Source organism: Bacillus sp. FSL K6-1000, from assembly GCF_038630785.1.
GTDB classification, from domain to species: domain Bacteria; phylum Bacillota; class Bacilli; order Bacillales; family Bacillaceae; genus Bacillus; species Bacillus safensis.
The window spans coordinates 3,662,259-3,688,459 of record NZ_CP152042.1; the positions used below are offsets into that span (position 1 = coordinate 3,662,259).

Sequence of the window (26,201 nt, forward strand, 5' to 3'; positions counted from 1 at the left end):
TATTTAAAATATACCTTAAAGGTATGCTTTTTAACTAAAATGAAGTTCAACATGAAAATCAAATACAAAAGGTTCGTCCTAAAAGGACGAACCAGATTGAAAAAGCCTCTCAAATCATCTTTTGATCAGCTTACTTCGCTTTTTGTATACCTTCCCATCTCTTAGCTTCTGATAATTGAATACCAAACTGATCTAAGGCTCTGTAAACAATGTGGTTAACAATATCATCAATCTGTTGAGGATGATTATAAAAAGCAGGCATTGGAGGAAAAATGATAGATCCCATTCTTGATAATGCCAACATATTTTCAAGATGAATATCATTAAGAGGAGTTTCACGGGTCATCAATAACAATTTTTTTCTCTCTTTTAAAATGACATCAGCAGCTCGCGTAACAAGATTGTCTGCCAGCCCCATTCGAATTGATGCAAGAGTTTTCATACTACAAGGTGCCACAATCATTCCATCTACTCTAAAAGATCCGCTTGAAATTTTCGCACCTAAATCCTTATATGAATATGTGAAATCAGCTAATTCTTCAACATCCTTTACAGTGTAAGATGTCTCAACATTTATGGTTGCGGCTGCCCATGAAGACATGACCAAATGAGTTTCAATATCTGTGTGTTTGAGAATTTCTAGAAGACGAATACCAAAAATGGCTCCTGTCGCACCAGACATTCCAACAATAATCTTCATATACGCTTCACCTTCTTTAATATTAATGATTCATATCTCTAAATAAAGTATACTCTCCAGTTTAATATATTGATAATATTCATATTGTTTATATATAATACTTACAAAGTATAAAAAGACAGGAGAAGACATATGGATATTCGACAACTGCGATATTTTATAGCCATTGCAGAACAAGGTACAATCTCTAAAGCTGCAGAATCCCTGCATATGGCTCAGCCGCCACTTAGCAGGCAATTAAAAATGATGGAAGATGAATTAGGTGTTGTTTTATTTGAAAGGAATAAAAAGAAGAAAGTCACTCTAACCGCTCAGGGAGAACTTTTTTTAAAAAAGGCTAGAGAAATAGTTTATAGCATGGAGGATGCTATTCATGAAATTAAAGAATTTAGTGAGGAAATAAGCGGGACTCTTTCAATTGGTTCTACTATTTATTGTGCACCGATTTTACTTTCAGCTCTTACCGAATTTAGGAAAAAGCATTCGCATGTTAAATTTAATATTTGGGAAGGAAACTCTGCTCACTTAATGACATTATTGAATAATCGGCAAATTGATGTTGCGATTACAGGAGGACCTTTTCCTAAAAAAGATATGAAAGTGAAAAGTTTGTATACAGATCCTTGTGTATTAGTTGTCCCTAAAGGATATAAGATAGATGAAAAAGAAATAAGCATACAAACACTTTCTGAAATTCCCCTTTTATTACTTCGGCCAACAGAGGGAGTGGGATTATTTGATCAAATAGTTGATACATTTCAACAGTTAGAATTAACGCCTAATATATTATGTGAATGTCACGACTCTGCTATGTTATTCAGTTTAGTCAGAAAAGGATTCGGGGCGACAATCTTACCTTTATCCATGGTCAACCATCCACTTACGAAAGAATTTAAAAAGATCTCCATTCAAGATCATCCATGGATTTCAGATCCTTCATTAGTTTGGAGATCAAATAGCTACTTATCAGCTTCGACAAAAGAGTTTTTGAAGTTTTTTGAGGAACAGAGCAACTACACCGATTATTAAGTATAGAGGAGTCTGGGTGACTCCATACAAAAAAACCGAACAGAGGAAGAACAGCTTTGCAGCCTTCACGTTCATACATCTCATCATGTCATGCAGCTCACAGCTTACACGCCCTTCATGTATCAAGCATTTCTTCAATTTTTCACTGCTCTTATTTTATATGAATGAGAAAGGTAAAGATAGTGAATTGCTTAAATTTGAGGGGAATTGATACAAAAAAGGAGTGGCAGGCGGCCACTCCTTTTTCAAAAACTTTGACGGCTGACTCTTAATCCAAGTAAAAGCTTTTTAAGTATTCGATAGAAAACCTTAATTTTCGATTTTCTCAATACTTACGCTTGGAATTGTAATGTTACCATCTGTCGTGGATTCATATGTAATGACACCCTCAGAAGTACCCATAAAAGTAATTACGTCTCCTTCTAAAACTCGTGATTTGACGAGATCAGCTTGATAAGCACCATAAACAATATCATTGTAATATTCATCTACAGCTACTCTTATTTCTGTCGTACCGTCACCTTCCATGACTTGGACAACTTCACCTTTAAATTTCACTTTTTTCCCTTTATATTTTTCAGGTGTTCTAGCCAATTGTTCGTAAGTGATGCCAGTATCGTAACCCTTTTTCTCTTGTTCCTCAGCTTTTTTCTTCGCTAGTTCTTCTTTCTTTTTCTCTTCTTCTTTCTTAGCTTTAGCTTCTTCTTCTTTTTTCTTTTCTATTTTCTCCATTTTTTCTTTTGCATCAGCCTCAGCTAATTTTGCATATGGAGCTAATTCATCTACTTTTTTCTGTAGAGTTTCGTTTTCTTTCTTTAGTTTTTCACTTGCTTTTGATGGTGAAGAGCCAGACATTGCCGATCCGATAAACATTGCAACAATGGCTACCACAATATACTTCCAACTTTTCTTTAAAAACTTCATTTTAAACTTCCTTCCCTCATAACGATATAGTGTTTCATCACAAAATCTATTTCCTGAAACGCACATTTTTGGATGATAATATCTATATCGGCTGACAGAAGAAATTTTTAACAAAAAAATTAGATCTTTATACTCAATTAATTCTTTTTTAAACCAATCACTATGACTTTAGGCATTATTTTAGCGGGTGAATAACATACTCATATAGAATTATATTTTGATCAAAATTAATTAAAGAAGCTTATTATTTTCGTTATCATAGATCTTTCCACATCAAGCTATGCTTCAAATAAATCGCGTCTCTTATTACATATTTTTTAATTCTTATACACCCCAAATACTTAGCTCATAATAATATTCCGTTCGCTCTATGCATAATCCAAAATGAAAACTCTCTCTGCGACTAAAATAAAATCACCATATCCATTTGCAAATTTGATCTGTTCAAGAAAATGATCTAAAAATGAATTTTTGGAAGTTTCATATAGCTTAATTCGTTCATTAAGTGCTTTCTTCTGCTTCTTCTTTTTAGGATTTCTATACTCAAAACCTTATGTTTTCTAATTGCCAGCTAGCCATACATTCGTTTTATTTATAATCATTGATTGGTCCTTTATCCATCAAAACATCAATTTCATTAGAAGACTTCATTTTTAATTTAGGTCTGCGCTCGGAATTTGGTTTGCTGTATAGCTCTAGCGGACGGATGATCACACCGTCATTTGTATTTTGAAGCATACCCGGCACACAAGAATAAATCCGATCATTATCATTCGCATGTTTGGCATGGATTGTCACAGACGTTCCTTGGTGATTATCGATACTCATAGATACCCTATATCTATAAAAGGAACCTGTTCCGTTTGATTGAGCAGAATAAACAACCGGAACGATAGCAAGAATATCGTCAATTAACCGTAATTTAATGACTTCTGTTTTCATCAATTCACGGTCTCTACCGACATCTCCCATATGCTCTACAGCCCCGTTACCGTAACTTTTGAGAGCAGGAACACCTTTTGCGCCAAACATGGCCACATCTATTTGTTTTCCTGACTTTGTATAAACCAATGCATAAATATCATAATCGGTTCCAGACTCCCAGGATACTGTAGCTGTAATCTCAGGCGTTTTTTCAATGATGATCGGTTTATGACCTTTGTCTAGACTAATTTTACCTTGAACTTTCTCTAAGCTAATTGGTGCAGCGACTTTCTCTTTAGCAGCTGGCTTCATTGGAGCAGGCTCATCAATTAGTTTTTCAGAAGTCATTTGAGGAGGTGTAGAAACATCCTGTTCATCAGGTTCAACATCTACCCCAAAAAGCTGACATAACCCTTCTAATCCAGAATCGAAGCCACGCCAGATGGATCGTGCTTTCATTTCACCATTTCTGATATATAGCTCTACTACGACAATACCCTTTTCATTTGTAAAGCTTACTGGTGTAAGGTATAGTACCTCATCGCCTGTTTGAATTTCTGCTTGCAGATTCTTCACTTGAGAAAAACCAATTCCTTGATCCTCTGTTAGTGTAATCGCCACCTTTGTGATTCCAGCAGGCACTTTGCTCATATCAAAATTCAATTGATGCCTTTTCAACTGACCTGATATCTCTGCTGGTAAAAGTGTCGCGACACCCGTGGCACTCTCCGGCTGATTGTAAAAAATAATGCCATGATCTCCTTGAACTAGATCTGAATCTGTTAAGAGAAACGCTGTTAAAGAAATATCAATTGCAGATGATACTTCATAACTGATGGATACTTGTCCCTTTGGAGAGTTTAGTACAGTATTGGCACCCATTTGCAGAGTTTGATTCATTTCAACAACTCCTATTCTATATCTACCATTTATCGCTTTTATAGATCAATTATACCAAATTATATAATAGAACCTATGAATATCTTTATCTCATTTCAATCTCTGCAATGATATGAGACAATGCCAATTAAAAACAAACTACTCTCGAAAGGAGAATTATTATGTATAAAAAAATCATTCCTGCTGTTATGGTGATATTCGGCTTTTGGATTCTTCTTCAAATATCCTTGAACATTAAGATATTCCACAATCCAATGAACTATTTTGTCGCTATTACTCTCTTTTTTCTTTGTATTCAGGCATTAATAAAACTTAAACAATGAAAAATCACTCAGGCACATACACTTTTTTCAAAGGTAATAAAGATCTTGTCTCTGTTGGCATGTCCTCATACCATTGTACAATAAGATTCACGAGTTCTTCTAAGTCCAATAGATGAACTTCATTATGCTTCGCAACAGCTTTTGCATGAGAGGTAAATCCGCCAGTAGAAACAAATAAACTATTTGCATTCATGGGGTTAGCTCCTAATAATTGTTGCACTTCTGGTGCACTGGCTGAAGTTTTACGATGCTTGACTTGTACTTTAATAATAGGTTTTTCAAATCCAAATGCATCTTTATAAGCTAATACATCTACACCGCCGTCAGGACCTTTTGGACTCACACGAACATTGTATGACATAGCTTGCAGTAGGCCCCCAACTAAGTCTTGCATCTTCCACGGGTCTAATTTATCCACCTTATCTGCAATCATCACAGTTGCTTTGCTGACTAAATCTTCAATAATTTCATCTTCTTCGGTTTCATCTTCGGATGCTGGTATAGAAGTAGGGTTTTTCAGTAGGTGTTCAATTTCTTCTCCCCAATCATCTACACGAAAAACAGTTGATATAGAACCGAGGCTGTTTTTGGCTGATTGGCTGAGAGAATCTCGTTTCACTGCGATTGATTCCCAGTTGACTTGAATATGATTTGGATACATTTTATCCCCTGCTGCTTCATCAAAAAAATGTGGAGCAATCACCGTACCAACTCGATATTCACGGCTTTCTTTTATGTATGTAATAATTCGATCTCCCTTTTGAATTTCTCTACTAAACCTCCATACCTGACTAACCCAGCTTCTTCTTGTAAACGGTTTGCTCTCGGGGAAGATAACATCAGCTCGGGCATTCATCTCTTGCTTTGTTTGATATTGTTTTGGATTACCTAATTTCGGCCAACCGATTGATGCTAAGCCTTTCTCTTCCCACATCGGAATTAAATCATTCTGGTCTCCTGCACGAACCATCCACCATTTTGTCATTTAAAATCTCTCCCATTCCAATCTTTTCTTCTTACTAAATTATAAGACTTATATCTAGTGAACAAAAGGATATACACACCAATTTTTCTGAAAGAACGCAAAAACCCGAACAAGCATATACCACGCTCGTCCGGGCTTCTATTTTCCTTTATTACACTTCTTCACCGTTCGTTGCGATGACGTTTTGATACCAAGTAAACGAATCTTTTTTGAGGCGCTTCATTGAGCCGTTTCCTTCGTTGTCGCGGTCAACGTAGATCATGCCGTAGCGTTTTTTCATTTCGCCTGTTGTGAATGACACGATATCAATGATGCCCCAAGGTGTGTAGCCAATAAGGTCGACACCGTCGTATTCAATGGCTTTTTTCAGTGCTTCGATATGAGAAGCGAGATATTGAATTCTTTCTGGATCGTGAATAGAACTGTCTTCTTCCACTTGATCTATTGCACCAAATCCATTTTCTACAATGAATAACGGGATTTGATAGCGATCGTAAAAACGATTCAATGTATATCTTAAGCCTGTCGGGTCAATGGACCAGCCCCAGTCACTTGATTTGATATAAGGGTTATCTACACCATGCGGCAGGGCTCCGTTGACAATGTCTCCGTTGTGATCAGACACCGTATCACTTTTAACCGTTGTCGACATGTAGTAACTAAAGCCTAGATAATCCACTTTTCCTTTTCTTAAGCTTTCTTCATCGCCTTCTTCAAATGGAATGTGATAGCCTTCGCGTTCGAATTCTTTTAATGCATAGCTCGGATAGTAGCCTCGCACCTGTACATCTGGGAAGAAATAGCGCTGTCTCATATATTCCTCTGCCAGCATGACATCCTCAGGGTTTGAGGAATATGGATAGATTGGCACGTGTGACACCATCGCTCCAATTTGGAAAGCAGGATTAATTTCTTTTCCTTTGGCTACTGCCCATGCACTTGCAAGTAATTCATGATGTCCTGCTTGATACATGACTTCTTTGGCATTTTCGCCTTCTTTGACTGATACCCCTGAATTTGTCCAAAGGAATAGTGGGTTGTTGACATCCATTTTGTTATTGATTTCATTAAATGTCATCCAGTATGTGACCTTGTCTTTGTATCGATTGAAGCATACTTCTGCGAATTTCGCGAAATACTCAGCGACTTTTCGGCTGCGGAACCCGCCGTACTCTCTTGCTAAGTGGAGCGGCATCTCAAAGTGAGACAACGTAATCACAGGCTCGATGCCATGCTTGAGCAGTTCATCAAATACATCATCATAAAATTGTAAACCTGCTTCATTCGGTTCTGCTTCATCTCCCTTAGGGAAAATCCGGCTCCAGCCAATCGATGTACGTAAACATTTTAAACCCATTTCGGCAAACATTGCGATATCTTCCTTATAACGATGGTAGAAATCGATCGCTTCATGGTTCGGATAAAATTTATCTTCTTCTATCGTTTCAGTTATTTGTCTCGGTACTCCGTGAGCACCTGCTGTCATCACATCTACAACACTTGGGCCTTTTCCAGCTTCGTTCCACCCACCTTCAAATTGATGTGCAGCTAATGCTCCGCCCCATAGAAAATCTTTTGGTAATGTCATTATTTATTCCTCCTATTTCACAATTGTGATCATGACGTCTGTTGGCTGACATGTCGATTGTTCTTCTACAATCACATCTTCGTACGCTTGTGTATTGGTGATGATGACTGGTGTGATTGTTTTTAATCCTTTGCTTTCAATGGCTTCTTGATCAAATGTCATCAACAAGTCACCCTTCTTCACCTTGCTGCCTTCTTTGATATGCAGAGTAAATGCTGAGCCATCTAGGGAAACCGTATCAATTCCTACATGAACTAGTAACTCCACCCCGAATTCTGAACGCAGTCCAATCGCATGCTTTGTTGGCGCAAGCATGACGACACTACCGTCAAACGGTGCATACAGCTTGTTGTCTGTCGGTTCAATCGCAAACCCTTTGCCCATCGCCCCCGAGCTAAATACGGCATCTGGCACTTCAGATAACGGGATCACTTTCCCTGCAAGCGGTGCAGGAATGGTTTCTTCATTATTCATCGAAGCATTCATTTTTTCTCCAACTTGCTCTTTATCAGACGTTGCACCGGCTGTCTGTTCCACTGTATCTTCTCCATAACCAAACATTTGAATAAGCACAACTGGTAAGATCAGCGCAATTGCGACACCAATCAATATGCCGATGACCGATGTTGGATAATCTGAACTAATTCCGTTTACAATCGTCAGTGGACCAGGCAAACCTGCATACGCAAAGTAATAAGGCGTAAAGAAGCTGGCAGCAATGGCACCGACCGCTCCAGATATACATCCGAAAATAAATGGTTTTTTGAAACGCAGGGTAACCCCATAAATCGCAGGCTCAGTAATTCCAAAGAGACCCGTGATTCCCGCTGAAACCCCGACTTTTCGTATTTCGCGGTTTCTTGCTTTTAAAATAACCCCTAACACTGCGCCGACCTGAGCGATAACAGCGATGGTTTGATATGCCTGGAAGGAGTCACGTCCATATTGTTCAAAGTTGGCGAGCACCATTGGTGTAATGCCCCAGTGAACACCGAAAATGACAAGCACTTGCCAGAATCCTCCGATAATAGCACCTGCTAAAGCTGGTACATTTTCCGCTAAGACATTGTATCCGTTTGCAATCCCATTTGCACCGGCTGTTGAAAGAGGACCAATTAATAGAATCGTTAACGGAACCATGACAACCATACAGATAAATGGCACAAATAACGGTTTGACCACTTCGTGAATGCGTTTGTTTAAAAATCTCTCTACATATGAAAGGATCCATACCAAGAATAGCGGCGGCAAAACAGATGACGTATAAACTGTTTCAGATAACGCTATGCCTAAAAAAGTAACGCCTTCCCCTGAGGCCACGCGTCCAGCAATCTCCGTCCAAGCTGGACTGACAAGCGCTGCTGTACACGCTACAGCGATATACATATTCGTTTTAAAATGCTTGGCTGCTGTGATGGCGATAAAGATAGGCAAGAACGTAAACGGTGCCCATGAAATAAAGCTAAAGACTTCATACGTTCCCGTTTTCGAGAAGCTTGGAAATAATAAATTAATGAGGATAAGTGCACCTTGTAAAATACCTGCTGCTGCCAAAATATACACAAATGGCGCAAACACAGCAGACATGGTCGCGATGACACGGTTCAGCACCGTTCCCTTGTTTTCATTTGGCTGATCATCATCAGACGGCTGCAGCTGAACAAGGCTTGAAAAATGCTCATATACCTCACCAACATGCTGACCGATAACGACCTGAAATTGACCGCCATTTTCCACCACGGTAATGACGCCAGGCATCGCATTGACTGCTTCCTTTGCCTTTGGATTCGAACGTTTTAAGACCAAACGCAGCCGCGTGGCGCATCTTGTAGCACTCACCACATTTTCTTCTCCGCCAACTGCCTCTAAGATGTCTTCTGCAAGCTTTTGATAGTCCCTCACTTTTGACATATAAAACCCCCCTTTATCACTACTAGTATATGTACATTATAATTATACCGGTACAATTTATCAATACATATATAATTTTAAATAGCATATCAAAGGAAATTTGGTATGTGCTATAATAAAAAGACAATAAATCGTGAAAACAAAGAGGAATAGCCATGTTAAAGTATCAACAAATTGCGAGCGATATTGAAAAATATATTGTCACCCATGAGATGCAACAAGGGGATAAGCTCCCTGTACTCGAAACACTCATGAGCCAATTTGCTGTGAGCAAGAGTACCATTATCAAATCGTTAGAATTACTCGAAAAAAAAGGAATTATCTATCAAGTGAGGGGCAGCGGCATCTTTGTTCGAAGACACCGGCGCAAGGGCTACATCAGTCTTTTATCCAACCAAGGGTTTAAAAAAGACTTAGAGGAATTTCAACTGACATCAGAGGTTTTAATGCTAGACACCATCAAGCCGTCCGAAGAAGCTGCACTTAATTTGAACATTGAACAAGATGAAGATGTTTTTTATCTAAAACGTATTCGTTACATCAACGGACAAACCTTATGTTTAGAAGAATCCTATTACCGAAAAACGATCATTCCTTATCTCAACACAGAAATTGCCGCCGATTCTGTTTTTAAATTCGTCAGTGAAGGTTTGGGACTCAAAGTCGGTTTCTCCGATATGTACTTACAAGTAGGCAAATTGAATGAAACCGAAGCGACGCACCTCGGCCTCAAACAAGACGATCCCGCCCTCCGCGTCGAGACGGTCTTTCACCTCACAAACGGCCAGCCCTTCGACTTTTCGAAAATCACGTATAACTACATGCAATCCCAATTTTTTATTCAAGCGAATAATTATTATGGGTGATGGACGGAAAAAGCCTCCTGAGAGTATCAGGAGGCTTTTTTACTATTAGCTTTTAACCTTTAAACATTCTATCCTTCTTTCTTGAGAAGAAAGATCATCAATCGCCACATCACCATAATAAATATCTATGTGATTTCCTTTCCCAATTAGAGCAACTGGAAAAGCATGCTGGTCTTGCAGGCACTTTTCAAACTTATCTGGATGAATCTCGACTTCAATTTCATGTCCAATGAACGCATATTCAAACGTTATCGTATGATAAAGATCCACAAGACAGCGTATGATTTCCTGCTGAAGATGAATGACATCATGAGAAACGACCTCTGTCCACTTTAAACAGATAACGAACCCTACATAACCTGTTTCTTTTTGTATGTTGATGGTCATATCATTTAGCTTCGACCCCGACAATTCAAATTCTGTATAATAACCTGAAAAGTCATCGTCTTTGAGGATGTTCTCTTTAACACTGTGTTCAATCCATGTTTCTCCGTCAGGGTCCAGACTAAACTTTACTTTGGTCATAGACATGTCTTTTTGGACTAGATAATCAATCAATTGGCGAAAAGTATTTGGTATATGAATGGTCTCATAAAAAACGAGTCCGATATTGATGTATCCACCTAGAGCTATCATTCATCCCTCGCTTTCTATTTTCTTTAATCCCAAAAAGAGCAGGTTCATTCGAACCTACCCTTTTTATGAACCATTATTTTCTTTCAGCTTTAAACGCCTTTACAGTCTTACTGCTTTCCGACATGCCTTTCCCAGTGACGGTAAAGTAGAGTTTTCCTCCCTTAGCGCCTAGTTGTTTGAAAGTGACTTTTACAACTTTCCCTTTATTAGCTGTTGACTTCCCCATAAGCTTTCCTGAAGAATGATAGATTTTGACAACATCTTGATTTGTGAGTTTACTAACCGTGACCACATCTTTTTTCTTTTTGTTGTTCACGATGTTGATTTGATTACTTTTTAACGAAGCAGACGGCTCACCTTTAAAAGAAATGGTTTGCTTTCCGCTTTCCAGCATCTTATCGCTGCTACGCGTGATATACACTTTACCGCTCTTAGTCCCAACTTGTTTAACGTACAATTTGATGGACGAGCTGGTAGCAGGTTTTGATGTGGATAGTAATTTCCCGCTTGTTGAGTAGACTTTAATCACATCTTTTTTCTTCAATTTACTCACTGTAATGATGTCATTTTTATTTTTAAGATTATTGATTTTGACTTGGCTGGCTTTTAAAGCATCTGACTTTTCACCTTGATAACGAATTGGTACTCGATTTCCCTCTTTTAAACCAGGCTCTTTTATACTGATATAAAGCGTTCCACTTGTTTGACCCAATTGCTTCAAGGAAATCGTCAGGTTCGAGCTAGATGCAGCCTGTTGGGCAATCGCTTTTCCACCAGAGGCTTGTTTAAAAACTTTGATGACTGATTGCTTTTTGATTCCTTTTATCGTCACCGTATCATTTTTCCCTTTGTTGTTCGTCACCTTCACTTGGGATGCTGCAAGTGGAGATGTGACGACTTTTTTGACGGTTACGGCAGGCAGAGCGACCTTTCTATTTCCGCTTAGCAACGTGATCGTTACTTTAGACCCTTGTTGTAATTTACCCGTTTTTAATTTGAAATCTTTACCCGGTGTAATGGAGAATGGTCCATATTTCTTTTTCACTGCTTTTGTGCTGAGCTTAGACATTGCCATTACTGTGTTATTCAATGAATTAGATTGCACCTCTACAACAGCTTGATGACCAAAGGTACTGACGCCATTAATGGTATCACTTGAATCATCGATTTCTTCCACAAAAACTTTCTGTACATCTTCCTGAGATTGATCTGTTTCACTAGGATTATCAGCCATGAACGACTTGACTGTAATTAAGTCACCACCGATTAACTTTGAAACAGGAACATCATAGACGCCATTAGAGTCTGTCTGACCTTCACCTATGACTCTTCCCTCTCCATCTAAAATGTTGATTATGCTTTCAGGAGTTGCGGTTCCACTCACTGAAGTTGAAAGCTGAGTAAATGGATGAATGGTTGGAGCTGTCGATCTTAAATTAAATTGAGCTTCAAATATGACATTGTCGTAAACAGGCTCGAGTACTTGAAAATAATTTTTATTCAATTTATTGCTTGTTTCTTTGTCTAAACTGAATATAAACTCTCCTTTACTATCTGTTGTCATAAGTCTATTTGTGACACTAAGATCATTACTCTTTAATGCTATTTTTGCCCCTGGAGTTCCTGTCTTCCCTTTAAAAGATGTTGACCATTTTGATGGGGAGATGAAAGAAACTTGATTGGCTTGAACCATTTTTTTGTATATATCAACATTACTACCTGTCGTTAATTTCACTGATAAAAATGTGCCAGCTGGCAAACTAGGTAATGCTAATTTGACTTCATCATTGAATGTGCCAGATGCAATAACCTGACCATCTTTGAAGACCTCAACTTTAGTGTTTTTTACCGTTTTCCCAGTTAATTCATGGGAAGTATCAAAAATTTCATCTAAGGTGCTATATGAACCTTTGAAAACCAATATTTTTTTGGTAGCAAATTTCTTCCCGTTTTCGTCAAATGCAGCAAAATCAAGTGTTTGACCTGAACTATAGTATCGGGCAGTCAACTTAAAATTCCCCTTATCATCAGCCTTTGCATAGTGTGCATACTGAGATTTCCAATTATTACCTCCGTAAGTTCCCCAATAAATAAATGCTACTGTTGCATGAGGTTTCGTCTTTCCTGTCAGATAATTATCCCCATATTGATAGCGATCCACAGTGGTTTGAATTTCACCCGTGTCATTATCTGAAGCCACTGCATGATTTGGTGTAATTACACACATTATCATGATAAATAAAATGTATCTAATCATTTTCAGGACTTTATTCACAAAAATACTCCCTCTTTTCCTTTTAATGTTTTTTATATGTTAATATTGTACATTTCAACTACTAAATACACAAGATGGAAAATGTTTTATTGTGAATTAACTAGTCTAAATGACCTTAATTTAAGGTTAAATTGTTATTCTATCTGACAATTCATCTCTCATCTCTTTATAAAAATTGAATGTTTAATATAATTGATATCGCTTACATAAGTTAAATAAATTCAACCTATCAAAAAGATTCATTTTACGAATGCATCAAACAAACTTATGATAAACGTAACAAGAGTGCATAGGAGGGGTCATCAGATGAGAGACATTAGAGTGTACCACGTCGATGCGTTTACAACTGAGAAATTTGGAGGAAATGCCGCTGGGGTGGTGTTGGATGGTGAGTTTTTAACAGAAGATGACATGCAGAGCATCGCCAAGGAGTTGAATTTACCGGAATCCGTCTTCTTGCTGCCTGCCCATGATAAGGAAGCCGATTATCGGGTCAAATACTTCACGCCGACGGAAGAGGTCAATTTTTGCGGGCATGCGACTGTTGGATTGACTTGGCTTCTGGCGACGGAGCTAGGGCTGGCTAAAGAGAGATCAGGGGTCGTGTTAGAAACAAAGATCGGCAATGTTCCTGTCGTATGGCACGAAGAAAATGGCAAGGTTGTTGATGTGGAAATGACGCAGGTGACACCGAAGACGATTGATTTTGTCATTGATTTAGAAGAGCTTAGTGACATGCTTGGTGTGAGCAGTGACCGCATTGATCCATCCTTTCCTATCAAATTAGCAAACACCGGTAACTGGCATCTTCTTGTTCCGATGAAGCACCAACAGGACATTGATCAAGCAGCACCGAACTTAGCGGCTTTAGCTAAAATGAATAAAGAGCATGGCATCTCGACAACCCACCTTTATACGTTTCACCCCTTAAAAGAATGCGATCTTTATACGAGGGATTTTGCACCTGGGATTGGTATACCGGAAGATCCTGTGACGGGGGCAGCAAACGGGGCATTGGCTGGATATCTTTATTTGGAGGGCATCATTTCTCAACAAGAAATCACTCACCTGAACATTGCCCAAGGGGATACCATCGGCAGACCTGGCTTGCTTCGAATCACAGTCATTCCAAATGAATCAAAGCCAGTGATCAAAGTGGCAGGCGCAGCTGTCATCACGATCCGCGGCGTGTTGACTTTATAAAACACCAGCTTGAATGGGAGACCTCCTGCTCAAGCTGATTCTATTTAAAATGACTTTTGACCGTTTCAATCCATCTTTTCGCCGATGGGGAAGCTGCCTTGAACGATTTGAACGCCAGGTTGACCTCGCGATAGACGTTCGTCTCCAGTGGAATGACTTTCGTATGAGATATGTGCGGCGGCAAAACTAATTTTGGAATGATTGTGACCCCCAATCCTTCTTGAACCATAGAAATGAGCGTATTGTTGTCTTCAATTTCAAACAGAACATGAGGCTTCACGCCGCCTCTTTCTTTTAACAGCTTCTTAACGAGAATGTCACAACCCGCTTTCGGCATGATAAAGGCTTCATCATGTAACGAGTCAACTTCAATCACTTTCTTCGTATGAAAGCGATGATTCTCTTGTATGAGCACCACCAATTCATCTTGAAAAAGTGGAATGGTCTCGAATTCCCTCGATGACTGCGTTAAAAATCCAACATCAACCGTGCCTGAAGCAATCCATTCCTCAATCTCCTCATAACCACCTTCATATAACTCCAGCTTGATATGCGGATAGCATTGCGTAAAACGGTGAATAAGGCGTGGTAGAACATTTGAAGAAAAACTAGGGAATGTCCCAATCTTGATGCTCCCCACTTCCATCCCTTGAATTAGCGCCGCCTCCTGCTCAAGTAATGCCGCATGATGCAAGATTTGCCGGATATGCGGCATCACCCGCTCACCTGCGTCCGTCAACGACAGCCCGTTTCGATTCCGTCGAAGCAGCACAATCCCGAGTTCCGACTCAAGCTTCGCAATATTATGACTCACCCCAGACTGCGTCAGCCCAAGCTTCTCCCCAGCTTTTGTAAAACTGCCGCATTCGACAACTGTTAGAAATACTTTGTATTGGAATGTGATCAGTGTGCTCACCTCTTTGTTTTTATTTCGTTTATAGATTTCATTTTTAGTTTCCATTAGTATTTGAAAGAATTGTGATTTGTTCTAAATAGAACTGAAGAAGAGTGCTTTTGAAGCACTCTTCTTCAGTTAGATAATCACAGAATGACTCTCTTTAAGTATCATAATTATTTTATGATTTTTTCCTTGATCAAACTAAAAACTTGTTTTTTCTACTTCTGAGCTAGTCATATATTCATCATCAGCTGAATAATCATCTTCAACACTGCTAATTAACCAGGTCTTTTTATCTTCAAGATATTTCAAGGTAAGTTCAACTTCTGAAAATCTTTCTTCGCTTTCACTGTCAACATATTCAAGCACTTCTCTTTCTTTAACATGAAACTCCACTGGAATATGTATCAAATGTGAACCGCCACTTCCTAATTCATAGGTTGCCTTAGAAAAATCAATTCTAGTTCCTAGTGCCTTTCCTTCATAATAATTATTTGAATCATAATCAGCAATCACTTCTATATAATCTTTTTTAAGATTATCAGACACATTTTTTAACTTATTTGCGTCCTTTGAATTTTTAGCTTCAACCCTCTGTTTTGCAAAATCATTTATTACTTGTTTAATATTTTCTTTAAATTTTTTGTCAATAATTGGATTAGGTGTTAAATCATACTGATTCGTTGATCCACCAAAAGAAGATGAGTCAGTATCTTCCTCAACTTTTATTTCGTATTCTTTACTCTTGCCCACTCCCCAAGGAAATTCAGCTTTACCTTGAAGGGTTATCCCATCTTTTACAGGACCAAACGTAGTACCTTCTTCTATTTTCTCTCCAGTTCCTTTTCCATTTACCACTATTTCAGTATTAGGCATTGATGATGAAACATCTACATTATCGCCTGAAAAATTAAGACTCACTGTTTTTTCAAAAGAATCAGCATCAAAAAGTGTGATTTCCTCCTCATCATTTACTGTTGTATAGTTAAACTTCTTTTTTCCTTTTACTTTATACACACCTGGTCCATAATAGCCCAGAAGTTTAGAATGGTTGTTTTCTAAATTGATTTTCTCACCATTAAAAGAGAGCTCTGCCCCTTTCATGGCTTCTATTTCTACCTTATAAGCTCTTGCCTTAAGTGTATATTTCTCGCGCCCAAATAGACCTTTCTCTTTTTCTATAAAAAAAGGACCCATAGACAAAAAAGCTTTTCCAAATAGACTCTCAGTAAATGTACCATCCTTACCGTCTGAATTATAATACTTTGCTTGATACTCTAATAACTCTACTTGATTTTCAAATTCTTTATTTTCATCTTTTAGATAGTTAATAATGCTTTCGGCATCCTTCTTGTCCCATGACATCTCCTCTTTTTGAAGCTTTACTAATTTAACTAAGCCATTTGCATCTCCATTTTCCACTTTTTCCTTAAATTCTTTTGCCAAATCTGCTGGGTTTGTTGAACGTCCAGCCACCAAAAAGATAATAATAAGTAAAAGAACTGCACTACTACCGATAATGAATAACGTCTTTTTCTTCATTCTTCAAACTCCTTAATTAATTTATTTGATTATTATAACATTAAAGTTAAATAATAGAGTATAACCTAAAAAATTCATAATTTATGAATAATAAGATTCAATAAAATAAAAAACCTCGAAGAACTTTAAGCTCTTCGAGGCTTTATTGATATTCTCTTACTAATTCGTCGTTGCCGACGACGAAGACCGAGACGCTGCTTCATCAGCTTTCACACAATCAATCGCAACAACGAGCGCAATCATCACAGGCTCCATTTCTTCTTTCAAAATATCAACCTTATAGCTGTCACCCCAAGTAAACCATTCCTTCTTCACCTGACCGATCACTTCGCCGCTTTGCAGCACTTGGAAATTCATATCCCACCAGTTACCTTGTACTTCAATCCCAGCAGCATCAATTGAATATTTTGCTTTAAAAAACGTAAACTCTTTTTTAATCGTCAATACCTCTTGACCATCAACTTCTACTAAAAACTTCGGTAAAAAGGTAAACATTTTCTTCGTAATCACAGCGATTTCATCTCGTTCTGTATTCAAAATGGTAAACGTCTTCGGCATCTTCATAAAACTGCCCTCAACCACATACACATCGTTCTCCTGCTGATCCTTTACCGTAAACCTGCCGCTCAGACTAAACACTTTCTGCTTCATGTAAAGCTGTTTCATATGTACCTCCGATTTAGTTCAAAAATTCCGTTCTTACATTACCTCTGATTATACCAAAAAATAGAATGTACAAAAAACCACCTGATAGCAGGTGGTTTTCGATTACTGATCCATTTTCAGAGATTCTTTTTCATATGTTTGAAAAGCATTTTCCATTCCCATGATGACTTCTTTAATTTTGACATAACCACTTGTGTAAGGAATAGAATCCCTAATCTCTTCCCACATAAAATGATAGAACTTCAGGTCTTCCGTTTCACACATCACAAAATCTGTGTAATCTTTACCTGGAAGAGCTTCAGCATCAAAAAAGCGCACCGTCACATGTTCCTCATATTTCTGCATCAACTCTTGTAGCGAAGCCGCATGGGTTCTGCGCTCCTCTCGTGGTAAAGCAAGCCAAGATGGGTAGAACTCTAATAAAACAACCATCATATATTTCATCATCATACCCCCGATTCTTCTATGATGTGATGATTGTACGTCAGATCTAGAGAATGTGCATTAACATAGGTTAATGTTCAGCAGGATGGAGAAGCCTGCTCAGCGAAACCGGAGAAATACCAATATATGAGGCAATATGATATTGAGCGATACGTTGATGTAACCCGGGATATTTCAATAAAAACGCCTGATATCGCTCAATTGCCGGCAAATATAGCAGTTCCCTCTCTCGCTCTTCCTTTCTCGTATACAGCCTCTCTACACTAACCCGAACAAACCGCTCCCACATATGACTTCTATCCATCAACATTTGAAGCAGATCATACGGAATTTCAATCACAATAGAATCCTCCATCGCTTCAATCGAATAAGGAGAAGGCTGCCCGTTGATCATACTTGCATAAGAAGTAGCAAAATCATCTTCCAACGTAAAAGCCACGTTGTACTCCCTTCCATCCGGTAACAAATAGAAGAGACGGAAGAGCCCCGTTATGCAGAAATAAGCATGCTTCACTGGATCGCCAGCCTTGATCATGCATGTACCTGCTTTTAATTGTTTAATCGTTGTTCCATCTTTGAAGGCTTGCCAATGATTTTGTTCAATTGGATATTTCGATATTTTGGTTTTGAACATGTCGTATGGGTTAGTTATTTTGTCCATCTGTTTTTTACCTCCTAATAAGGAAAACTCAAGCCTACTTGGGGATTGTTTTTATTATCAATGCTAAAAATAAGTCTGTCACCATACATGATGCAAAAAAAGTCTCGTTTGAGGGAAATCACTCAAATGAGACTTTTTTTAGTGTTTATTTAATACCCATTTACAAAGTAAGCAATGGTTTCTAATTCATCTTCTTTCATTTCTCTGTTCACGTAATGTTGATATTCTTTCGTGATTTTCTGCTTATCTCCACCACATAGATCAGTGAATTTCGCTATCATCCGAAGTTTGTCTGTTTCCTGACGAAACTCCTCTTTTGTCCACGGTCTTTGGTGTGAAGGAATATACATATCAGCATCAAAAGCATCTAACTCATCTAAAAGACGCAACGTTTCCTTCACCGTATAATGTACTTTTTCGGCATACATTTTAGGATAAATACAATCACCAAGAAACAGGATTTTCTCTTCTTTCACATACACGATCACGGAATCAGCAGCATGATCGCCTCCAACATGTTGCACGACGCAAGTGACCCCACCAAGATCAATCTCCATCCGCTGGTCAAACGTCACATCCGGTAAAACCACCTGAATATCTCGATGATCCTGATATTCTTCTTTGATCGCCTTCGCACAGAACTCAATCTCCGTTCCTTCCCTCACCCGCTCATCAATCGCCTCATCTGACCAAGAAAACGGAAGAAGCTTCTCCATTTCCTTTCTGGTCTTTGCAGAAGCAATCGAAACCGAATCAGACAGCGCTGGCAGACCAAAAATATGATCCCAATGCCAATGCGTGAGGACAACGAGATCGGGCTTGGCGTTCTCATGTTTTAAGGTTTCTTTGATAAAGTATTTGGCATGATCTTCCGAGTTACCAGCATCGATCATTAAGGTTTTGTTATTGCCTACGACCATGCCTAGGATGGGGCGGTCGGTAAGTGATACTGGTGTGATGTACCAAAAACTCTGACCTATTTTTTTAATTGAGTGCAAAGGTGCTTCCTACTTTCTGTCATTATTTTTTAAATTGAATCACGTTTTTTCCCATCGTTCTACTGTTTAAGTATATCGAATTTCATTACTCGAAGTAGCACGTGAAGCCAATATTGTTACAATGATCGCGATTGCAACGCCTAAAGCACCTGCCCAAGTAACGGAAGATAGAGAAACCCTCTCTACAAAGATACCTCCAATAGCTGCACCTGCAGCCATCGCCAATTGCATCATTGACTGATTGAGACCCAATAGTATACCTGATGACTCTGGCTCCATTGTAGCTAAGTGATATTGTTGAGTCGGGCCAGAAGACCATGCAGCAAATGACCATAATATTAAAATGAGTAATACACCAACATAAGAATGCGTAACTAGTGAGAGCAATATGAGCATGATGACATGTAATGTCATTCCACTAATCAGAGTAAAATTCACACCCCATCGATCGGTACTAAATCCACCAAACTTTGACCCAACTAGACTAGCAATCCCGAATACGAGGAGAACTCCACTCAGCAATTTGCTGCTTACACCCGATATATTTAAAAGGTAAGGGGATAGATAGGTATAGGCAATTGAATAACCACCGAGCCAGAAAAAGGTGATGGCTAATCCCAACACTACTTTTGGTTTTTTAAAAAGAGCGAGTTGTTGAATTAAAGGTACAGGTTTATCCCCTTGGATTTTTGGAATCGTAAGAGAAATGATCACCATGGCTAATAATCCGAGTAAAGCTATTCCTCCAAATACAGCTTTCCAACCAAAGAAATCACTAGTCATTCTGCCAAGTGGGACTCCAATGATCAATGATGCTGTAAATCCCATTACTACAGTAGCAATAGCGGTACCTTGCTTACCTTTTGGTGCAATTTTTTCAGCAATTGTTAATGCAGTAACTACGACCATCCCCGCTCCAAGAGCCATAATAATTCTTGACACAATAAATAATTGATACCCAGGGAGGACGAATGCAAGAATATTACCTAGAATAAAAACGCTAAGTGAAAATAACATTAACTTGCGTTTATTCATTCCCGATGTTAAAGCCATTAATACTGGGGTGAAGATGGCATACACAAGAGAAAAAATCGTAATTAACTGGCCAGCTGCAGCTATCGTAATTCCTAATGATTCAGAAATATTATCCAAAATACCAGAGATGATATACTCTGATGTACCAACTAAAAAACTTACAATAGCTAAAATGTAAATCTTTACAGTGTTTGACAATGTAGATCACTCCTTATATGAATTTACATATCTAGAATTGTTAATATGTATGGACAAAAAAACATATTACGATAAGTCGATTTGTATTTAATAAATGAAACTGAATTCTGATGTATGAATTCAGTTCATTTATTAAATATTTTTTTCTAGAATCTTAGCAATTTTTTTAATGGCATTTTCATCTCTTTTATAATACGTGTATTTACCTATACGCTCTGTCGTAATTAATCCAGCTCGTAGTAAAATTGAAAGGTATTGAGATGCTGTTGATTGCGTCATTTTCAATTTATCTGTTATTTGACTAACACATACCCCTGTAGTATTCATATCAATCCCTTCATGGGGTGTAAAATGACGATCAGGTTCCTTTAACCATTGTAAAATTTGCAATCTGGATTCATTGGATAAGGCTTTGAAAACTTCTATTGGCTCCATACACCCCATTATATCGATAAATAACGATATGTCAACATGTGTTGTTGGGGATTCCTTACAACTTTCTGTTTTCCTAGGTAATTTCTCGCTGCTTTAGGCTTAATCGTGGTTTTTGCGGAGTGGTTATATCTTCTATTCTGGTGCAATGGAGATGTTTGATGGAAAAGGATTAGAGTACTTTTTTGCTGCTTGTACAGCTAAATTTAGCCTTCTCACCCCTCATTAACTTATGATAAGGCTCACCGTGATGCCTTTAAATGAGGTTATTATCTACCAAGGTTCTTAAAATATTATTTATGTTGGATAGCGTGATCGCCTCCAACATGTTGCACGACACAAGTAACCCCGCCAAGATCAATCTCCATCCGCTAATCAAACGTCACATCCGGTAAAACCACCTGAATAATCTCGATGATCCTGATATTCTTCTTTTATCGTCTTCGCGCAGAACTCAATCTCCGTTCCGTCCCTCACCCGCTCATCAATTAAGAAAACGGCAGAAGCTTCTCCATTTCCTTTCTTGTCTTTGCAGAAGCAATTGAAATCGTATCAGGCAGCGCAGGCAGACCAAAAATATGACCCCGATGCCAATGCGTGAGGACAACAAGATCGGGCGTGGCGTTCTGTGCTTTAAAGTTTTTTGGATGAAATAGTTCGCATGATCTTCTGAATTACCGGCATCGATCATTAAGGTTTTGTTATTGCCTACGACCATACCTAGGATGGGGCGGTCGGTAAGTGATACTGGTGTGATGTAGGCGAAGGTATGACCTATTTTTTTGATTGTGTGCATGGTGTGCCAGCTTTCTAATATTTTTAAATCTTATTTCTTTAATAAGTGTTTGACTAACTTTCGATCTTCTTTATCTTTTGTCTTCACGTAAATGTTTTCGATCAATTCTCTTGTGGCATCTTGCTGTGAATACGAAGGTGACCATTCTTTTAATACACTTAAAGCATGATACTGTAAATTTCCATCATCTGATCTAAGTGCAGCTTGAATCAATGGTAATCCTACACCTTCGTGTTCATATAAATCTTGCACAATATATTGTAAACAAGCCACTTCATCATCTGAGAGGTTTGATAACGATAAATGTGTTTCTGCAAATGTGCTAAGCTCTCTAATATGTTGATGATGATTTGTGTCCATCACAGCAAAGTATATTTCACTATTTGCCGGGTCTTTCTCAAGTAAAGCAAATAGAATCTCAATCACATCTAAACGATAAAAGAGAGCGATTTTAAGTGCTTGAGAGCTAAAACCCTGTTGTAACGTATCGATTGCAAGCTTTGGCCATCTACTGTCATTGATAAACGGTTGAACCGCTTCCTGGATAGCTTTATAATCGTCCTGTGTCCATGACTCATTCAATCGGTCTTCCCAAAGCTCTTGATCATCATTTAAAAATTCACTTATTTTCAAAATTGGGTAAAAGTCCTCAATTGTTTGACAGTGCTTATGAGCATGGTGAATAAAGCGGCAAAGAACTGAGCTTGCATTTGGATACTCTTCGATACTGTGGATTGCAACCTCATCTTCTAGTAGTGCTTGAATGATGAGACTCGCTCCATCATATAATTCTTTGGAAATTTCTTCTTCGGATAAAGCTGTTTCCAGATCACCGTTAAGAGCGCAAGTATAGGCTAAATATTCATTCATGATTGTATTTTCGCAGCCCTTTGTTAGTAGCCATCGTTTTATTTCTGGCGTCGAGGCTTCCAATTGCTCAACAGCCGAAATCTTCCCCCATCCATCGACGGACTTTGCAAGACGCCAAACATGTTCGTTTCCTTGAATTGTGCCTTTCTTCAATGCACATACGACATACGAAGTAAATTCTTCATGCATACCTATTGCGAATAAGAGCTCTTTATATTTTTCGCAGTTCGTACATCCCAATATCGTGACCGCAAATTTGACGACCTCCCGATGCGCTGCATGTTCAAGAAGCCATAACGCTTCTTGCTGTACAAGAGACTCATCCCATTGTGTTTGTTGAAATCGGTCAATTAACTCACTGTTGCGACTCGCCATATTGTTAGAAATGATTTTTTCATATGTTTTCTTTCTTGTTTCGTTTGTAGGATGATTTAGTTGTTTTTCAAAAAGCTTCAATAATTTCTTCACATAAAAAGGGGAAGGTCGTTCATCTACATGATAATCAGATAAACCGGGAGCCAATCGTGGTTCATTTTCGTCAAATAAAAATTCTTCATCTGGTAAACGGTCGGCTACTACTTTATGATGTGTTTGAATTTGTTGTTGAATAAAGGGGACGATTTTCTCTTTATGATCCCATGGTAGAAAATCTAACTTTATTGAATCATCTAAAACCGTTTTATAACCCACTTTCACAATACAACGAAATCGTACATACCCTCCAAGCTTAACGGACACCTTGTGTTTTGTACCATCTTGAAGTTCCAATATCCCCGACAATGTTGAATATGGAATCATATGAGTCAATAAACTTTTTCGTTGTTTTTTATCAACTGTCACACCATCAATGATTAGTTGCTCTTCTTTTATTTGGTTTGTAATTTCTATAGAATGCCCTTTATAATCAATTTTCCATGTTTTATTTATTTCTTTTTCTACATCTTTTACTACGTTACGCATTTCACGTTTAAAGTCAGCTTTAAAACTCATGGAAGTCTCCTTTAAGTAATTGTAGATTAAATATGGGATCGTCCCCAATATCTGCTGTAATCGTTATTTGAACTAAGTTTCCATTATATATAATACGATATTTATTACAGAGAGTCTTCTTTTCTTCTTACATAAAAAAGGTATGGGAAATGAATAAATTCCCGTACCTTTTACTATTTAAAGATTATTGATTAAATGTCGGCTCTTTTTGCTTTGTATCCTCAAAATACTGAGTAAACGAAGAGACGCCTGAATAGGATATTGATAGGTACTCTTTAGCACGAGTCATTCCTATATACATTAAAGACACTTCTTTTTCTTGATCCTCTTCATACTTTAACGGCATTAAATCAGCTTTCACAATAAAAACTGAGTGGAAGTCAAGACCTTTACTACTATCGAGAGAACATATTTTTACAGTCTCTTCCTCTGGATTGAACTTATGTTTGGTTGCACCATTTTCAGTTATCCAATTGTAAGGAATATTCTTTGTTTGAAATTCCGATTGAATCGCTGATATATAATGGTTATTGTATCCCTTTATACGATATAAAATGGCCATTTCAGAGTATGGTATGTTCTTTTCAATATGTTGATCCACTATTTGTTTAGTAATCTCCTCTATTTCTTCTTTAAAGGTATTACATCTTAAAAGCTCTACCTCTGGCCCTTTACGTTTCGTCTTTTTTGGAGGGATGATTTCGATTGTCTCTGTCTGTTCTTGTTTTAATTTAAGATCTAAAGCTCTATGGCTATCGTAAAATTTCCATCCAAAATCCACAATTTGTGACGTATTACGATAATTTATATTTAAGATTCTAGATCTACCTCTAAAATCAAGCCCCGTATCTTTCACATAGCTTCTACTTTTCCGATAGATATCTTGCGCTCTATCTTCTACTAAAAGTAAAGATTGCGTCTCTTGATCTAAGCATAAGCTGATGAGATGCAGCCAGCTCCCTTCAAAGTCCTGCCCTTCATCAATTAAAATGGCATCATACTTTACAGGAGTTAAAGCATCATTTTCTATCTTTTCAATGTAATCATCTATTTCAAGTTCTGAAATACCATGCTCTTTTTTAATCCAGTGATGAAAATTTAATATTTGTATATTATTTAAATTTGGTGTTTTTCTATGATCGGATGTCAGAAAATCATCTGGTTCTGTAAATTTAGAATGAACCATTTGTTTAATATTTTGTTTCAAAGCTACATTGTAACAGAGTATTAATATCTTCCAATTCGGATGTTGTTCTGCTAACATTTTTGCTCGAGTCGCTAAGATTAAGGTTTTACCGCTTCCTGCTACTCCTCTAATTAGCCGATGTTTATCACCAATCTGTTTAGCCAAGTTTTCTTGATGCAAATCCATCGTTTTGATGTTTCGAAAAGATAATAACAGTTTTTCTTGGTATGGGACTGGTTCAACATCTGCTCCAACGCGTATTTCTTTGTATAGATGATAACGAATCCTTTCTAATTCGTCAGATGATAATGGCGTATTTAACTTGAAAGGCACATGAAACATATCATACAATTTTTCTATTAAGATCTCAGGATCAAAATGGTCATTATCCGGATCAATCTGATCACGCGATAAAATAAAATGTGGATCAATAACCTCATATACTTTATTTTTTAAAAGTTGTTCTTCATGAAGCCGAGTAAAGACGACGCCATAACCATAAGGAAACTTTAATTTAAACTGATATTTCCCTTCTGTATTGATTAAATCGATGTCTTTCTCAAGCATATCTTTTATTTTAAAAGCATACTCTCTTGATTGAACTAAAGGACTCTTCACTCTATGTAAATCACCAGACGAATCTAAAATGCTCCAGGTATTGTCGTTTAGCTCTCTTATTGTATTTTGGGTGTAATCTTTTACTTCTAGAACTAATACTCCTAAATCAGGACCGATTATCACAAAGTCTGGTCTAAACCCATTGATATTAGGCTCATAATGAACAATATACTCCTCGGGTAGATATTCCTTTAATGTTCGAAATAAAATTCGTTCTCCTGCAGTAGCAGTACTTTTAATACTTTCTGGTAATGTAATTGCCATTCATACTACACCCCTCTATTATCCTTATACATCATATATCGGAATATTTTGGTTTTTTTAAATGTTGTATATTATAATATATGGGTTTTCTTTAGCAAAGAGGGGGGTGCTAGTTATAAAATAGAGGAAATCTTAAAATCAAAAAGCTCTTAGATTAATAATTTAAGAGCTTTAGTTAAAAATATTAAATTTATTCCATCAGCAGGTTGTATCTATATTTGTTTGTATTAGATGCTTTACATAGACTAAAACATCTGAATTAATTTTAGATACTAAGCTTGTCCCTCTTCATATATAATCTTTCCAAAGGAAGGATTTAATGATAATTTTTGTGATAAT

The 26,201-nt window shown here is 37.7% G+C and carries 22 protein-coding genes and 1 pseudogene; 4 read left to right on the top strand and 19 right to left on the bottom strand.

Features of this window, described 5'->3' with window-relative positions:
- Positions 1-130: 130 nt before the first annotated feature.
- Positions 131-700, bottom strand: coding sequence for a non-oxidative hydroxyarylic acid decarboxylases subunit B (locus tag MHI46_RS19005; protein WP_095410077.1), 570 nt, complete (start codon positions 698-700; stop codon positions 131-133).
- A 132-nt stretch (positions 701-832) separates the two neighbouring features.
- Between MHI46_RS19005 and MHI46_RS19010 the strand changes: the two genes are divergently transcribed.
- Positions 833-1,729 carry a LysR family transcriptional regulator gene (locus tag MHI46_RS19010; RefSeq protein ID WP_260775051.1) on the top strand — a complete coding sequence of 299 codons (897 nt, stop codon included), beginning with the start codon at positions 833-835 and terminating at the stop codon, positions 1,727-1,729.
- Positions 1,730-2,038: 309 nt separating this feature from the next.
- On the opposite strand, the gene MHI46_RS19015 is transcribed toward MHI46_RS19010, so the two are convergent.
- Positions 2,039-2,653, bottom strand: coding sequence for a hypothetical protein (locus MHI46_RS19015; protein WP_039182765.1), 615 nt, complete (start codon positions 2,651-2,653; stop codon positions 2,039-2,041).
- Between the two features lie 588 nt (positions 2,654-3,241).
- On the bottom strand, positions 3,242-4,477 hold the full coding sequence (locus tag MHI46_RS19020; protein WP_260775052.1) for a TerD family protein: 1,236 nt from the start codon (positions 4,475-4,477) through the stop codon (positions 3,242-3,244).
- Between the two features lie 161 nt (positions 4,478-4,638).
- Between MHI46_RS19020 and MHI46_RS19025 the strand changes: the two genes are divergently transcribed.
- Positions 4,639-4,800, top strand: coding sequence for a hypothetical protein (locus MHI46_RS19025; protein ID WP_024423995.1), 162 nt, complete (start codon positions 4,639-4,641; stop codon positions 4,798-4,800).
- 4 nt (positions 4,801-4,804) lie between these two features.
- Here MHI46_RS19025 and MHI46_RS19030 read toward each other — a convergent pair whose 3' ends face one another.
- The 3 genes from MHI46_RS19030 to MHI46_RS19040 form a co-directional block, all read right to left on the bottom strand.
- Positions 4,805-5,785 (bottom strand): restriction endonuclease, encoded by a 981-nt coding sequence (locus MHI46_RS19030; RefSeq protein ID WP_048238280.1) that lies wholly within the window; start codon positions 5,783-5,785, stop codon positions 4,805-4,807.
- 151 nt (positions 5,786-5,936) lie between these two features.
- The gene (bglA, locus tag MHI46_RS19035; RefSeq protein WP_144246078.1) at positions 5,937-7,376 is read right to left on the bottom strand and encodes a 6-phospho-beta-glucosidase BglA; all 1,440 of its coding nucleotides are present in this window, start codon (positions 7,374-7,376) and stop codon (positions 5,937-5,939) included.
- 9 nt (positions 7,377-7,385) lie between these two features.
- Complete coding sequence (locus MHI46_RS19040) at positions 7,386-9,284, bottom strand: beta-glucoside-specific PTS transporter subunit IIABC (protein ID WP_342503028.1); 1,899 nt, start codon at positions 9,282-9,284, stop codon at positions 7,386-7,388.
- 155 nt (positions 9,285-9,439) lie between these two features.
- Between MHI46_RS19040 and MHI46_RS19045 the strand changes: the two genes are divergently transcribed.
- Complete coding sequence (locus MHI46_RS19045; protein WP_024427601.1) at positions 9,440-10,150, top strand: GntR family transcriptional regulator; 711 nt, start codon at positions 9,440-9,442, stop codon at positions 10,148-10,150.
- A 45-nt stretch (positions 10,151-10,195) separates the two neighbouring features.
- Here MHI46_RS19045 and MHI46_RS19050 read toward each other — a convergent pair whose 3' ends face one another.
- Both MHI46_RS19050 and MHI46_RS19055 read right to left on the bottom strand, forming a co-directional pair.
- Positions 10,196-10,786, bottom strand: a complete 591-nt coding sequence (locus tag MHI46_RS19050; RefSeq protein ID WP_342503029.1) for an Imm64 family immunity protein — start codon at positions 10,784-10,786, stop codon at positions 10,196-10,198.
- Between the two features lie 73 nt (positions 10,787-10,859).
- Positions 10,860-13,061 (bottom strand): Ig-like domain-containing protein, encoded by a 2,202-nt coding sequence (locus MHI46_RS19055; protein WP_251180868.1) that lies wholly within the window; start codon positions 13,059-13,061, stop codon positions 10,860-10,862.
- Positions 13,062-13,367: 306 nt separating this feature from the next.
- Here MHI46_RS19055 and MHI46_RS19060 point away from each other — a divergent pair, with 306 nt between their 5' ends.
- Positions 13,368-14,264, top strand: coding sequence for a PhzF family phenazine biosynthesis protein (locus tag MHI46_RS19060; protein WP_251180867.1), 897 nt, complete (start codon positions 13,368-13,370; stop codon positions 14,262-14,264).
- 40 nt (positions 14,265-14,304) lie between these two features.
- Here MHI46_RS19060 and MHI46_RS19065 read toward each other — a convergent pair whose 3' ends face one another.
- The 11 genes and pseudogenes from MHI46_RS19065 to MHI46_RS19115 all read right to left on the bottom strand — a co-directional run bounded on the left by MHI46_RS19065 (position 14,305) and on the right by MHI46_RS19115 (position 25,862).
- On the bottom strand, positions 14,305-15,225 hold the full coding sequence (locus MHI46_RS19065; protein ID WP_260775056.1) for a LysR family transcriptional regulator: 921 nt from the start codon (positions 15,223-15,225) through the stop codon (positions 14,305-14,307).
- 138 nt (positions 15,226-15,363) lie between these two features.
- On the bottom strand, positions 15,364-16,704 hold the full coding sequence (locus tag MHI46_RS19070; RefSeq protein WP_260775057.1) for a hypothetical protein: 1,341 nt from the start codon (positions 16,702-16,704) through the stop codon (positions 15,364-15,366).
- 159 nt (positions 16,705-16,863) lie between these two features.
- The gene (locus tag MHI46_RS19075) at positions 16,864-17,370 is read right to left on the bottom strand and encodes an LURP-one-related family protein (protein ID WP_058838369.1); all 507 of its coding nucleotides are present in this window, start codon (positions 17,368-17,370) and stop codon (positions 16,864-16,866) included.
- A gap of 102 nt (positions 17,371-17,472) precedes the next feature.
- Positions 17,473-17,814 (bottom strand): darcynin family protein, encoded by a 342-nt coding sequence (locus MHI46_RS19080; protein ID WP_039183409.1) that lies wholly within the window; start codon positions 17,812-17,814, stop codon positions 17,473-17,475.
- 70 nt (positions 17,815-17,884) lie between these two features.
- Complete coding sequence (locus tag MHI46_RS19085; protein WP_041508060.1) at positions 17,885-18,475, bottom strand: Crp/Fnr family transcriptional regulator; 591 nt, start codon at positions 18,473-18,475, stop codon at positions 17,885-17,887.
- A 149-nt stretch (positions 18,476-18,624) separates the two neighbouring features.
- Positions 18,625-19,473: an MBL fold metallo-hydrolase gene (locus tag MHI46_RS19090; protein ID WP_251180864.1), complete on the bottom strand. Its 849-nt coding sequence runs from the start codon at positions 19,471-19,473 to the stop codon at positions 18,625-18,627.
- A gap of 66 nt (positions 19,474-19,539) precedes the next feature.
- Positions 19,540-20,706 (bottom strand): MFS transporter, encoded by a 1,167-nt coding sequence (locus tag MHI46_RS19095; protein WP_025093702.1) that lies wholly within the window; start codon positions 20,704-20,706, stop codon positions 19,540-19,542.
- A 132-nt stretch (positions 20,707-20,838) separates the two neighbouring features.
- Complete coding sequence (locus MHI46_RS19100) at positions 20,839-21,141, bottom strand: metalloregulator ArsR/SmtB family transcription factor (protein ID WP_045034889.1); 303 nt, start codon at positions 21,139-21,141, stop codon at positions 20,839-20,841.
- Between the two features lie 305 nt (positions 21,142-21,446).
- Positions 21,447-21,934: pseudogene (locus MHI46_RS19105) on the bottom strand (MBL fold metallo-hydrolase); the annotation flags it as partial.
- Positions 21,935-21,964: 30 nt separating this feature from the next.
- Complete coding sequence (locus tag MHI46_RS19110) at positions 21,965-23,794, bottom strand: hypothetical protein (protein ID WP_251180862.1); 1,830 nt, start codon at positions 23,792-23,794, stop codon at positions 21,965-21,967.
- 184 nt (positions 23,795-23,978) lie between these two features.
- On the bottom strand, positions 23,979-25,862 hold the full coding sequence (locus tag MHI46_RS19115) for a nuclease-related domain-containing DEAD/DEAH box helicase (RefSeq protein ID WP_251180861.1): 1,884 nt from the start codon (positions 25,860-25,862) through the stop codon (positions 23,979-23,981).
- Positions 25,863-26,201: the final 339 nt, after the last annotated feature.